Origin of the sequence: Rhizobium sp. CG5 (assembly GCF_023701945.1) — a bacterium.
GTDB lineage: Bacteria > Pseudomonadota > Alphaproteobacteria > Rhizobiales > Rhizobiaceae > Allorhizobium.
In genome coordinates this window covers 92,096-104,432 of record NZ_JABAEF010000005.1, presented here as the reverse complement: position 1 = coordinate 104,432, position 12,337 = coordinate 92,096, and the positions used below count along the sequence as shown (strand labels likewise).

Below are 12,337 nucleotides of genomic sequence, written 5' to 3'. Positions count from 1 at the left end.
GACAATGGCTTTGTCGAGGCGTCCGTTGCCGGGCATTGTTGGTATCGGGAACAAGTCCTAAATGATGTAGTCCTGACGTGAACTTGAGTGAGGCGACCGTGAACCACGACAATTACGACAATGCTTATATAGCAGATATCCTGCACGACACGAAGACCATTGCGCTGACCGGCGCATCCCCCAATCCGGCCCGGCCGAGCTACGGGGTCATGCGCTTTCTGCTGTCCAAGGGTTATCGGGTCATTCCGGTCAATCCCGGTCAGGCTGACAAGGACATCCTCGGCCAGAAGGTCTATGCACGGCTTGCCGACATTCCCGAGCCGGTCGATATGGTCGACGTGTTCAGGGCGGCCGAATATCTGGACGATGTGGTGGACGAGGCGCTCGCCCTGCAGCCACGGCCCAAGGTGATCTGGGGCCAGCTGTCGGTGCGCGACGACGATGCGGCGGCGAAAGCCGAAGCCGCCGGGTTGAAGGTCGTCATGGACCGTTGCCCGGCGATTGAGTATCCCAAGCTGATCAACGCGTGATCAGTCGGCCAGCACTTCGGGCGAGGCGCGCAGGCTGCTGAGGTCATCGGCATTGGCGCAGTAGTCGTTGAAATGCTGGGCGGCGGTGCCGTCCTTGAGATCGCGGCGGCATTCGTCCTTCGACGTGCAGTTGGAACAATCGATCTGCATGGCGCGGAACTGCTCGCGAAAGCGGGTCTCGACTTCCATCGGGTCGATGCCCAGCGCCCGCATCATGGCCGGCATCTCGTCGGCGGCATGCGGACCGGCTTTGGCAAGCGCGATCAACTGGTCGGGCTGGATGCCGCAATCATGGGCGATTTCGCGGATGGTCTCGTCATCGAGCGAGGCGATCATGTCGGCCTCGCTGGCGCGCTCCCAGCCCTTGGCCATCCAGTCGATAATGCGGGAAACGGCACTGCGTGCCGCGTCATGGTGTGCGATGTTCATAGCCGATCCTCCGTCAATTGCTGCCAGTGTCGGCCCGGCGCGGTGCGGCTGCATTGATTTCGATCAAATGTGACGAAAGACCATTTTGGCTGCCGGCCAAAGTTTGCGATTTCAATCGTGCCGCCGCTGGTTATGATCGCGCCGTAAAAACAAGACCAGGGAGGTTTCCATGTCCAGCAACAATCCGGGCTTTGCCACGCTTGCCGTGCATGCCGGCGCGCAGCCCGATCCGACGACCGGCGCGCGAATCACGCCGATCTACCAGACCACGGCTTATGTCTTCCAGGATTCCGACCATGCCGCCGCCCTGTTCGGCCTGAAGCAGTTCGGCAATATCTACACGCGCATCATGAACCCCACCCAGGCGGTTCTCGAGGAGCGGGTGGCCGCCCTTGAAGGCGGTACGGCAGCGCTGGCCGTCGCCTCCGGCCATGCAGCCCAGATGCTGGTGTTCCACACCATCATGCAGCCGGGCGACAATTTCGTCGCGGCCCGCAAGCTCTATGGCGGTTCGATCAACCAGTTCGGCCATGCCTTCAAGAATTTTGGCTGGCAGGGGCGCTGGGCCGATCCCGCCGATCCCGAAAGCTTCGCGGCTGAGATCGACGACAAGACCCGCGGCATCTTCATCGAGAGCCTCGCCAATCCGGGCGGCACCTTCGTCGATATCGCCGCCATTGCGGCCGTTGCCCGCAAGCATGGCCTGCCGCTGATCGTCGACAACACCATGGCAAGCCCCTATCTGATCCGCCCGCTCGAGCATGGCGCCGATATCGTCGTGCATTCGCTGACCAAATTCCTCGGCGGCCATGGCAATTCCATGGGCGGCATCATCGTCGATGGCGGCACGTTCGATTGGTCCAAATCCGGCAATTATCCGATGCTGTCGGCACCGCGCCCGGAATATGGCGGCGTCGTGCTGCATGAGACTTTTGGCAATTTCGCCTTCGCCATCGCCTGCCGGGTTCTCGGCCTGCGCGATCTGGGTCCGGCCATCGCGCCGATGAACGCCTTCCTGATCCTGACCGGCATCGAGACGCTGCCGCTGCGCATGCAGCGTCATTGCGACAATGCCATGAAGGTGGCGACCTGGCTGTCGAAGCACGACAAGATCGCCTGGGTCAATTATGCCGGCCTCGACAGCGATCCGAACCATGCGCTGCAGACCCGCTATTCGCCCAAGGGAGCAGGCTCCGTCTTCACCTTCGGCATCAAGGGCGGACTGGAGGCCGGCAAGGCGCTGGTCGGCGGACTGACGCTGTTTTCGCATCTGGCCAATATCGGCGACACCCGCTCGCTGATCATCCACCCGGCCTCCACCACCCATGCGCAATTGACCGAGGAACAGCAGATCGCCGCCGGCGCCGGCCCCGACGTCGTTCGCCTGTCGATCGGCATCGAGGATCCGGAAGACATCATCGGCGATCTCGAACAGTCGCTGGCCGGGATCTGACCCACACCCAACCGCGCCGTTTCCTGATCGGGACACGGCGCGAAGGAGTTACGCATGAGCAATAGCCTCGTCTTCGATCTGTCGATCATCGAGCCGGAAGAGGGGGCGCCCGCCGCCGACCGGCTGATCTCCGGCAATCCGCGCTTCACCACCTGGAACCTGGAAGAGGCCGCCGGCGGGATTTATGCCGGCGTCTGGCAGGCAACGCCCGGCAAGTGGCTGATCGCCTATGACGAATGGGAATATTTCTCCGTTCTCGAAGGTCATTCCATCGTCACGGAAGAGGGCGGAAATCCCGTCCATCTGAAATCCGGCGACCGCATGATCCTCAGACCCGGCTTCAAGGGAACTTGGGAAGTGGTTGAAACGACTCGCAAGGACTACGTGATCCGGCTTTGACGTTTCCGCCTATTCGTCGAGGCCGGAAAAGCCTTGGCGAAATCCGGCGAGGCGATGAGTGCCAGGGTGCGGCGCAGCTCTTCGGATTTCTCCTTGCCGAACACAGCATCGAAACGTCTCTGCGCCACCCTCCAGTTCGCAACCATGTCGCTCTGGCGCTTGGCCCCGGCCGCCGTCAGCCGCACGCGCTTGGCGCGGCGATCCTTGAGGTCCGGCACCAGTTCCACCAGTCCGTCGCGGATCAACGGTTTCAGCGTGTGCCCGAGCGCCGAGAGATCCATCACCATCGCGTCGGCCAGGGCCTTCTGCGTCGGCTCGCCCGAATGGGCGATCTGCGACAGCAGCGAGAACTGCGTGCCCCTGAGCCCTGTCTCTCCCATCGCATCGTCATAGAGCTGACCCAACTGGCGGGCCGCGCGCCGGACGGCGCTGCTGGTGCAGTGAAGCCAGATGGCATCCTCTGTGTCGTCCATATCTCTCACCTCTTTGCGAACTGTCCCGCACCGGTCACCACCGGCTTAGTCGACCATCCGCGGCATCGCCAACAAAAATTTCGAGGCGGCTCTTGCGCTGTGAAACTCCATCGATAAATATAGTGGTATATACCAGTAAAATCTAACCCAGGATAAAATCATGACCTCGACCCACGGAACTGCCCTCGTCACCGGCGCCTCATCGGGCATCGGCGCCGTCTATGCCGACCGCCTTGCAAGGCGCGGCTATGACCTGATCCTTGTCGCCCGTGATGTCGCAAGGCTGGAAAAACTCGGAGAAAGGCTTGCCGGCGATTACGGAGTGACGGCGCAGGTTCTAGCAGCCGACCTCGGCGATCGGGCCGATGTGCGCAAGGTCGAGGACCGCCTGCGGCAGGATGTCGGCGTCACGTTGTTCGTCAACAATGCCGGGATCGGTCCGAACGGCCCGCTGTTGCAGAATGATATCGACTATCTCGACCGGATGGTCGATCTGAACGTGCTGACGGTAAACCGCCTTGCGGTCGCCGCTGCCCAGGCTTTTGTGCAGCGCGGCTCCGGTGCCATCATCAACACGGCCTCCGTCGTTGCCCTGGCTCCGCATTTTTTCAACGGCACCTACAGCGCCACCAAGGCTTTCGTGCTGACTCTAACCGAATCGTTGGCCGCTGAACTGGCCGGAACGGGCGTGCGGATCCAGGCTGTACTGCCCGGACTGACCCGCACGGAAATCTTTGACCGCGTCGGCGATTCCATCGATGCGCTTGACCAAAGCCGGGTGATGGAGGTCGGCGACATGGTCGACGCGGCTCTGGCAGGGTTCGACCAGGGAGAACTGATCACCGTCCCGTCCCTGGCGGACAAGGCCCTGTACGACGCCTACGAGGCGGCCCGCGGCGCCCTGGCCCCGTATCTCTCCCTGAACAAGCCGGCGCCGCGTTACGGTGTCAGGTCGGCGGCTTAGGCCCGGTCCCACTTCAGATCCAACCGCTCCAGACCGTGAAAATGGTAGATGTCCTTGACCTTCGGTTCGTCCGCAAGCTTTAAGCCCGGCAACCGTTCGAACAGGATCGGCAGGGCGAGGTTGAGTTCCAGGCGGGCGAGCGGCGCGCCGATACAGAAATGGATGCCGGCGCCGAAGGAGAGGTTGGGCGCTTGCGCGCGATCCGGGCGGAAGGCGAGGGGCTCGGTGAATTTCTGCGGGTCGAGATTGGCGGCGGCAAGGATCAGGCTGACCTTGTCGCCGCGCTGGAACGACACACCGTCGATCTCCGCCGGCTCCAGGCAATAGCGCTGGAAGATATGCACCGGCGCGCAAATGCGCAGCGCCTCCTCGACGGTGCGCTCAGTCGCAGGCCCATCGCGGAACAACTCTGTGGGTGACAGGCCGCTGTCCAGAATGATCCGCACCGAATTGCCGATCTGGTGCACCGTCGCCTCGTGTCCGGCATTGAGCAGCACGATCGTCGTCGACACTAGCTCGTCGTCCGTCAGCAACTGGCCCTTGTGCTCGGTATGGATCATGTGGGTCAGCAGGTCGTCGCGCGGCTCGGCGCGGCGCTTGGCGATCATCTCCCTGACATAGGCGGCAAATTCCAGCGCCGCCTGGTCGGCAGCGATCTCGTCGGCGAGGCTGCGCTTGAACATGTACATGCCGACATAGGCATGCGACCATTTCAAGAGCTGCGGCCCCATCTCCTCCGGAATGCCGATCATCCGGGCGATCATCGTCACCGGGATGATCTCGGCAAAGGAGGACAGCAATTCCGTCTCGCCGTCCTTTTCGAAGCGGTCGATCAGCCGATGCGCGAGTTCTGCGATCTCCGGCTTCATCTTCTCGACATGGCGCGACACGAAGGCACGGTTGATCAGGGTGCGCAGCCGCGTGTGCTCGGGCGGTTCGATTTCCAGCAGCGAATGGGCCTCCGCCGCATCGAAATGCCGGGTATGGGCCGTAGGCTCGGCCATCCCAAGCTCTTCCCGGCTGGCGATATGCAGGATCTGCCGACCGAACCGGCGGTCACGCAGCAGCCCGTTGACATGGTCGTAGCCGGTGAAGAACCACTGCTTCTGCTCCTCCCAGTAAAAGGTCGGGCACTGGGCGTGGAGCGCGGCATAAACCGTGTTCGGATCGCCGAAAAAGGCCGGGTCGCGCCCGTCAAGCCTGACGCGGCGGTTGGTGCTGTCGATCGTGAGAAAGGAAGGCGTTGTCATGCGGGCGTTTTATCGCAATCCATGACGGCATGAAAGCGGAGCCCGATCATGTTGCGGCCGTACCTCGGTCGCCGGACGTCAGACCGACGACCCGGCGCAGGGCGGACACCTGGCGGTCGGCATCGAGGTCGATCTCGTCGGCGGTGCCGGCGCGGTCGGCGGCCGGAATGCAGGCGATCGCATCGCCCCGCAGCACCGCCGTCCGGTTTCGCCCGGCAGCCTTGGCCTTATACAGGGCGCGGTCGGCACCGCTCATCAACTGGTCGAGATCGGCGCTGCGGACCGGCATCACCGAGATGCCGATGCTGACCGTGACCTGGACCGAACCTTTTGGCGTGTCGATCTTCGTCTGCGCCAATTGCTGGCGGATGGCTTCGGCCAGCCGGGCCGCCTCGCGGACGTCGCCGATCCGCAGGACCGCGCTGAACTCTTCACCGCCCGATCGTCCGAACACGCCTTTGGCGCCGATGGCCTTCTGGCCGATCTGCGAGAAGGCCATCAGCACGCAATCGCCGGCCTGGTGGCCATGAAGATCGTTGATCTGCTTGAAATGGTCGAGATCGAACAGCAATAGTGCCATGAGCGGCGGCTGAGTGGCCAATGTCGTGGCACGTATCTCGTCAAAGGCGTCGATGATGCCGCGCCGGTTGAGGACGCCGGTCAGCGGGTCGGTGCGAACCAGTTGCTGAAGTCTCAGTTCCGAGCGGTCCATCAGGATGCGCGCGCCAATCAGCAGCGAACTCACGAAGCAGAAGATGGCAACGATCCCCGTGAACCCGAAGATCTGCGCGCCCTGCAGCGTCTGCGGCGGTGAAAGGCAATTGGCGATGCCACCGGCCAGGGAACTGACCGCCTGCATGCACCATATTCCGGATATCCATCCTCGCCTTTTGCGCGAACTGAACTGCCCCGTATAGGCGATCCGGGCCAGGATGAAAAAGCCGGCGGAGGCTCCAAAATTGTAGAGGGCAACGCGGTAGCCGAGATTGTCGTGGATTGGCGGCAACAGCATGCCTGCGATCCACAGCAGCGCGGGGACTGCGGCATAGGCCGGCACGGACCTCCCATCGAATTGTCGAAGCCCGTAGGCCCAGAAGAAAAAGCAGCTGAGCGCCAGGGTATTGGCGAATTCGATCGAGATGAAATCGGGGATATGGCCGCGCAGGGCCACCAATGCGACGCCCATTCCGTGCGCGGCAAATCCCGCGCTCCAGCCCGCGTAATGCCTCTGGGAGCGGTCGTGCAGCCAGACGGCCGCAAGCAATCCTGCAACGGTCAGGGCTTGAACCGACCAGAGAATGAATCCTGTCTTGATATCGAGCACGGAAAAGGGGCCTCAGCTTTTGAATGCGATGACGTTCGCTCAAAACGTGGAAAGGAGTTCTTAACATCGGCCGGTGGGTTGTGAGTTACGCACAGGTTCCTGCGACTTCTTTGGGGGGTACCAATTGTTCACCATAGACTGCGGCATTTCTGTGGGCGCGTGCCGTGGCGCGGCGGCATGGATGGCCACGGGCCAAAATGCACACTAACTTGGTATAAAGCCGGCTGGCACCGACACATTAAGGATATCCGATACTCACGTCTTGAAGTCGGGGGTCCGGACACTCTATGTAGGGATTGACAGGATAAAAAATTGATTCCCGCCGCGACTACAGTGTTTGGGATATGGGCTATAAAGGACGGACATGAGAAATCCAGTTGATACCGCCATGGCACTTGTGCCGATGGTCGTGGAGCAGACCAACCGCGGCGAGCGCTCCTACGATATCTATTCGCGTCTTTTGAAAGAGCGCATCATCTTCCTGACCGGGCCTGTCGAAGACCATATGGCTTCGCTGGTCTGCGCCCAGCTGCTGTTCCTCGAGGCCGAAAACCCGAAGAAGGAAATCGCCCTCTACATCAATTCTCCGGGTGGCGTGGTCACCGCCGGCATGGCGATCTATGATACGATGCAGTTCATTCGTCCTGCCGTTTCAACGCTTTGCGTCGGCCAGGCGGCATCGATGGGCTCGCTTCTGCTGGCCGCCGGCGAGAAGGGCATGCGCTTTGCGACCCCGAACGCTCGCATCATGGTGCACCAGCCCTCGGGCGGCTTCCAGGGCCAGGCATCCGACATCGAGCGTCATGCCCGCGACATCATCAAGATGAAGCGCCGTCTGAACGAGGTCTATGTCAAGCACACCGGCCGGACCTACGAGGAGGTTGAAAACACCCTCGACCGTGACCATTTCCTGGAATCAAGCGAAGCCAAGGAATGGGGTCTGATCGACAAGATTCTGACGTCGCGTCTGGAAATGGAAGGCGCGATGCCGGCCTGATGTCATCCGGCCTGTTCACGTCCGTGTGAACGGATAGTGCTGGCGGGTATGAATGAGGGGGTTTAAACTGGCTGCGAACGCGCTAATAGTAACTATTAAGCCTATGTTGAGTTTTTGTGACATAGTCTGACAATTCGAAGAGGTTTTCGTTGCCGCCGGTTCTCGAATGTGAACTTTGAGAACCGGATAGTACCTTGGAGAATGAGGCAGCCCCGGCTCTGCAGTGGAGCGGCCCGCGGGGCGGTGTAAGTGGACTGCGCTCCGTCAAGGCGGATGTGCGGCGTGCCGGAAGGAAAAAGTTATGAGCAAAGTCAGCGGAAGCAACGGCGGTGACTCCAAGAATACCCTGTATTGTTCGTTCTGCGGCAAGAGCCAGCACGAGGTCCGCAAGCTGATTGCCGGACCGACGGTGTTCATCTGCGATGAATGCGTCGAACTGTGCATGGACATCATCCGCGAAGAGAACAAATCGTCGATGGTGAAATCCCGCGACGGCGTTCCCACGCCGCAGGACATCATCAAGATCCTCGATGAGTATGTGATTGGCCAGAAGCAGGCCAAGAAGATCCTCTCGGTGGCGGTGCACAATCATTACAAGCGCCTGTCGCATGCCTCCAAGGGTGGCGATGTGGAACTGGCCAAGTCGAACATTCTTCTGGTCGGACCGACCGGCTGCGGCAAGACCTATCTTGCCCAGACGCTGGCCCGTATCATCGACGTGCCGTTCACCATGGCCGACGCCACGACACTGACCGAAGCCGGTTATGTCGGCGAGGATGTCGAGAACATCATCCTGAAGCTGCTGCAGTCGGCCGACTACAATGTCGAGCGCGCCCAGCGCGGCATCGTCTATATCGACGAAGTCGACAAGATTTCCAGAAAGTCCGACAACCCGTCGATCACCCGTGACGTTTCGGGCGAGGGCGTGCAGCAGGCACTTCTGAAGATCATGGAAGGCACGGTTGCTTCTGTACCGCCGCAGGGTGGACGCAAGCATCCGCAGCAGGAATTCCTGCAGGTCGACACGACGAACATCCTGTTCATCTGCGGCGGTGCCTTTGCCGGTCTCGACAAGATCATCTCGGCCCGTGGCGAAAAGACCTCGATCGGCTTCGGTGCGACGGTCACCTCTCCGGAAGATCGCCGTGTCGGCGAAGTCCTGCGCGAACTGGAACCCGAGGATCTGGTCAAGTTCGGCCTGATCCCGGAATTCATCGGCCGTCTGCCGGTTCTGGCAACGCTCGAGGATCTCGACGCAGCCGCGCTGATCCAGATCCTGTCGGAGCCCAAGAATGCGCTGGTCAAGCAGTATCAGCGCCTGTTCGAGATGGAAGATGTCGAACTGACCTTCCACGAGGATGCCCTGCGCGAGATCGCTCTGAAGGCGATCACCCGCAAGACCGGTGCCCGCGGACTGCGGTCGATCATGGAGAAGATCCTGCTCGACACGATGTTCGAACTGCCGGAACTCGAAGGCGTCCGCGAGGTCGTGATCTCCGAGGACGTGGTGCGTGGCTCGTCCCGCCCGCTGTATATCTATGCAGACCGTCAGGAAGAAAAAGCCAACGTTTCGGCTTGATCTCGGGTGCTTTGCAAGAGTTAGAGAGCCCGCTTCGGCGGGCTTTTTGCATTTTTGGGTCGTGCTTGTGCTTCAGCCGTGATCCCAGCAGTCCGTCGAGAACGGCATATTTGTGGCCCCGGCCGGTTTCCAGTCGGTTTCGATTGGTCTAGAACGGAGTCTGTGTTCGCTTTGGCGGTTGTCGCCGTGTTCTGCTGTCGCGCCCCGCCCAGCCAAACGGGCCGCGACCGGCGCAAGCCACGCGATAGCTGAGCAAGTTAAGAGTAATGTTGCGTTTTGTCTGTGACATGACTGTCATAATTTGCCGGTGCCTGCCGCCGGCAGGCTTGAATTCTGTGTCACGGAACTCCACTTTCAGTGCGAGACAAAGACCTACCCCGCGGCATTTATCCGTGGGTTCTGTGCCCGGCAACGGGACGATGGAAAGGAAATAGAATGACGAATGTAACGTCTGCCGCAACCGAGGCGAATACCTATCCGGTATTGCCCCTGCGCGACATTGTGGTGTTCCCGCACATGATCGTGCCGCTGTTCGTTGGACGCGAAAAATCCATTCGCGCCCTCGAAGAAGTCATGGGTTCGGACAAGCAGATCATGCTGGCCACCCAGATCAACGCCGGCGACGACGATCCGATGCCCTCGGCAATCTACGAGATCGGCACGATCGCCAATGTTCTGCAATTGCTGAAGCTGCCGGACGGCACAGTGAAGGTGCTGATCGAAGGGCGTGCCCGCGCCAAGATCGATTCCTATACCGGCCGCGAAGAGTTCTACGAAGCCAAGGCCCATGTTCTGAGCGAACCCGACGAAGATCCGGTCGAGATCGAGGCGCTGTCGCGCTCCGTCGTCTCGGAATTCGAGAACTACGTCAAGCTGAACAAGAAGATCTCCCCCGAAGTGGTCGGCGCTGCAAGCCAGATCGAGGATTATTCCAAGCTCGCCGATACGGTCGCCTCCCACCTGTCGATCAAGATCACCGAGAAGCAGGAAATGCTCGAGACGGTCAGCGTCAAGCTGCGTCTTGAAAAGGCGCTCGGCTTCATGGAAGGCGAGATCTCCGTTCTTCAGGTCGAAAAGCGTATCCGGTCGCGCGTCAAGCGCCAGATGGAAAAGACCCAGCGCGAATATTACCTGAACGAGCAGATGAAGGCGATCCAGAAGGAGCTTGGCGACGGCGAGGACGGCCGCGACGAGATGGCCGAACTGGAAGAGCGTATCGCCAAGACCAAGCTGACCAAGGAAGCCAAGGAAAAGGCCGAGAGCGAGCTGAAGAAGCTGCGCCACATGAGCCCGATGTCGGCAGAAGCCACCGTCGTGCGCAATTATCTCGACGTGCTGCTGGGTCTGCCCTGGAACAAGAAGTCGAAGATCAAGGTCGACCTCAACGCTGCCGAGAAGGTTCTCGATGAGGATCACTTCGGTCTCGACAAGGTCAAGGAACGCATCGTCGAATATCTCGCCGTCCAGGCCCGTGCGACCAAGCTGAAAGGCCCGATCCTGTGCCTCGTCGGCCCTCCGGGCGTCGGCAAGACCTCGCTCGCAAAGTCGATCGCCAAGGCGACCGGCCGCGAATATGTGCGCATGGCGCTCGGCGGCGTGCGCGACGAGGCCGAGATCCGCGGTCACCGCCGCACCTATATCGGTTCGATGCCCGGCAAGGTCATCCAGTCGATGAAGAAGGGCAAGAAGTCCAATCCGCTGTTCCTGCTCGATGAAATCGACAAGCTCGGCCAGGACTATCGCGGCGATCCGTCGTCTGCGCTGCTGGAGGTGCTGGATCCGGAACAGAACTCGACGTTCATGGACCACTACCTGGAGGTCGAATACGATCTGTCCGACGTGATGTTCATCACCACGGCCAACACGCTGAACATTCCGGCGCCGCTGATGGACCGCATGGAGATCATCCGGATCGCCGGCTATACCGAAGATGAGAAGCTTGAAATTGCCAAGCGGCACCTGCTGCCGAAGGCGATCAAGGACCATGCGCTGCGGCCTGAGGAATTCTCGGTCGCCGACAGCGCCATCGTCGCGATCATCCAGCAGTACACCCGCGAGGCGGGCGTGCGCAGCTTTGAGCGCGAGCTGATGAAGCTCGCCCGCAAGGCCGTCACCGAGATCATCAAGGGCAAGTCCAAGACGGTGGCGATCACCGGCGAGAACATCCATGACTATCTGGGTGTGCCGCGCTATCGGCACGGCGAGGCGGAAGGCCATGACCAGGTCGGCATCGTCACGGGTCTTGCCTGGACCGAAGTCGGCGGCGAGCTTCTGACCATCGAAGGCGTCATGATGCCCGGCAAGGGCCGCATGACGGTGACGGGCAACCTGAAGGACGTGATGAAGGAGTCGATCTCGGCTGCTGCCTCCTATGTTCGCAGCAGAGCGGTGGATTTCGGCATCGAGCCGCCGCGCTTCGACAAGTCCGACATCCACGTGCATGTGCCGGAAGGTGCGACGCCGAAGGATGGTCCGTCGGCCGGTGTTGCCATGGCAACGGCCATCGTCTCGATCATGACCGGCATCCCGGTCAACAAGGACGTGGCGATGACTGGCGAAATCACGCTGCGCGGTCGGGTTCTGCCGATCGGCGGCCTGAAGGAAAAGCTGCTCGCAGCTCTTCGCGGCGGTATCAAGAAAGTTCTGATCCCGGAAGAAAACGCCAAGGACCTGGCGGACATCCCGGACAATGTGAAGAACAATCTGGAGATCGTTCCGGTGTCGCGGATGGGTGAGGTAATTGCCCATGCTTTGTTGCGGATTCCCGATCCGATCGAGTGGGACGGAACCGTTGAAACGCCGGCTGTTGGCACAGTTGAGGCGGTCGATGAATTCGGCCAAACCTTGGCGCATTAGGCTTTATTTGCCACAATCTTGCCAAATTGGCACATTGACAACAAAAAGGCTGGCAAATTTGCCAGCCTTTTTTGTGTAAACTC

At 60.7% G+C, this 12,337-nt stretch carries 11 protein-coding genes; 7 read left to right on the top strand and 4 right to left on the bottom strand.

Translation table 11 applies throughout. The features are described from left to right. Positions 1-98 precede the first annotated feature (98 nt). Positions 99-530: a CoA-binding protein gene (locus tag HGO38_RS10225; RefSeq protein ID WP_250955779.1), complete on the top strand. Its 432-nt coding sequence runs from the start codon at positions 99-101 to the stop codon at positions 528-530. Here HGO38_RS10225 and HGO38_RS10220 read toward each other — a convergent pair whose 3' ends face one another. Further along, positions 531-959, bottom strand: a complete 429-nt coding sequence (locus tag HGO38_RS10220; RefSeq protein WP_250955778.1) for a DUF6455 family protein — start codon at positions 957-959, stop codon at positions 531-533. Positions 960-1,128: 169 nt separating this feature from the next. Between HGO38_RS10220 and HGO38_RS10215 the strand changes: the two genes are divergently transcribed. Both HGO38_RS10215 and HGO38_RS10210 read left to right on the top strand, forming a co-directional pair. Continuing rightward, entirely contained in the window at positions 1,129-2,412 is a 1,284-nt protein-coding gene (locus HGO38_RS10215; protein ID WP_250955777.1) for an O-acetylhomoserine aminocarboxypropyltransferase, read from the top strand. 54 nt (positions 2,413-2,466) lie between these two features. Beyond that, on the top strand, positions 2,467-2,811 hold the full coding sequence (locus HGO38_RS10210) for a cupin domain-containing protein (protein WP_250955776.1): 345 nt from the start codon (positions 2,467-2,469) through the stop codon (positions 2,809-2,811). On the opposite strand, the gene HGO38_RS10205 is transcribed toward HGO38_RS10210, so the two are convergent. Further along, positions 2,793-3,284, bottom strand: coding sequence for a MarR family winged helix-turn-helix transcriptional regulator (locus HGO38_RS10205; protein ID WP_250955775.1), 492 nt, complete (start codon positions 3,282-3,284; stop codon positions 2,793-2,795). The two genes, HGO38_RS10210 and HGO38_RS10205, sit on opposite strands and share 19 nt — an antisense overlap. 160 nt (positions 3,285-3,444) lie before the next feature. Here HGO38_RS10205 and HGO38_RS10200 point away from each other — a divergent pair, with 160 nt between their 5' ends. Next, positions 3,445-4,248, top strand: coding sequence for an SDR family NAD(P)-dependent oxidoreductase (locus HGO38_RS10200; protein ID WP_250955774.1), 804 nt, complete (start codon positions 3,445-3,447; stop codon positions 4,246-4,248). On the opposite strand, the gene HGO38_RS10195 is transcribed toward HGO38_RS10200, so the two are convergent. Together HGO38_RS10195 and HGO38_RS31130 are read right to left on the bottom strand one after the other, a co-directional pair. After that, on the bottom strand, positions 4,245-5,498 hold the full coding sequence (locus HGO38_RS10195) for a cytochrome P450 (RefSeq protein ID WP_250955773.1): 1,254 nt from the start codon (positions 5,496-5,498) through the stop codon (positions 4,245-4,247). The genes HGO38_RS10200 and HGO38_RS10195 overlap by 4 nt on opposite strands. 46 nt (positions 5,499-5,544) lie before the next feature. After that, a complete protein-coding gene (locus tag HGO38_RS31130; protein WP_250955772.1) occupies positions 5,545-6,822 on the bottom strand; it encodes a GGDEF domain-containing protein in 1,278 nt (425 codons plus the stop codon). Positions 6,823-7,186: 364 nt separating this feature from the next. On the opposite strand from HGO38_RS31130, the gene clpP reads away from it, so the two are divergent. The 3 genes from clpP (at position 7,187) to lon (ending at position 12,254) form a co-directional block, all read left to right on the top strand. Then, positions 7,187-7,819, top strand: a complete 633-nt coding sequence (gene clpP, locus HGO38_RS10185; RefSeq protein WP_250955771.1) for an ATP-dependent Clp endopeptidase proteolytic subunit ClpP — start codon at positions 7,187-7,189, stop codon at positions 7,817-7,819. Positions 7,820-8,120: 301 nt separating this feature from the next. Then, a complete protein-coding gene (gene clpX, locus HGO38_RS10180) occupies positions 8,121-9,398 on the top strand; it encodes an ATP-dependent Clp protease ATP-binding subunit ClpX (protein WP_250955770.1) in 1,278 nt (425 codons plus the stop codon). A 435-nt stretch (positions 9,399-9,833) separates the two neighbouring features. Next, positions 9,834-12,254, top strand: coding sequence for an endopeptidase La (lon, locus tag HGO38_RS10175; RefSeq protein ID WP_250955769.1), 2,421 nt, complete (start codon positions 9,834-9,836; stop codon positions 12,252-12,254). The last annotated feature ends 83 nt before the right edge of the window (positions 12,255-12,337 follow it).

Excerpts from the sequence above, each read along its gene's own strand:
- clpP (WP_250955771.1), top strand. The coding sequence starts at position 7,187 with ATGAGAAATCCAGTTGATACCGCCATGGCACTTGTGCCGATGGTCGTG.
- HGO38_RS10220 (WP_250955778.1), bottom strand. The coding sequence starts at position 959 with ATGAACATCGCACACCATGACGCGGCACGCAGTGCCGTTTCCCGCATT.
- lon (WP_250955769.1), top strand. The coding sequence starts at position 9,834 with ATGACGAATGTAACGTCTGCCGCAACCGAGGCGAATACCTATCCGGTA.
- HGO38_RS10195 (WP_250955773.1), bottom strand. The coding sequence starts at position 5,498 with ATGACAACGCCTTCCTTTCTCACGATCGACAGCACCAACCGCCGCGTC.
- HGO38_RS10215 (WP_250955777.1), top strand. The coding sequence starts at position 1,129 with ATGTCCAGCAACAATCCGGGCTTTGCCACGCTTGCCGTGCATGCCGGC.
- HGO38_RS10200 (WP_250955774.1), top strand. The coding sequence starts at position 3,445 with ATGACCTCGACCCACGGAACTGCCCTCGTCACCGGCGCCTCATCGGGC.
- HGO38_RS10205 (WP_250955775.1), bottom strand. The coding sequence starts at position 3,284 with ATGGACGACACAGAGGATGCCATCTGGCTTCACTGCACCAGCAGCGCC.
- clpX (WP_250955770.1), top strand. The coding sequence starts at position 8,121 with ATGAGCAAAGTCAGCGGAAGCAACGGCGGTGACTCCAAGAATACCCTG.
- HGO38_RS10210 (WP_250955776.1), top strand. The coding sequence starts at position 2,467 with ATGAGCAATAGCCTCGTCTTCGATCTGTCGATCATCGAGCCGGAAGAG.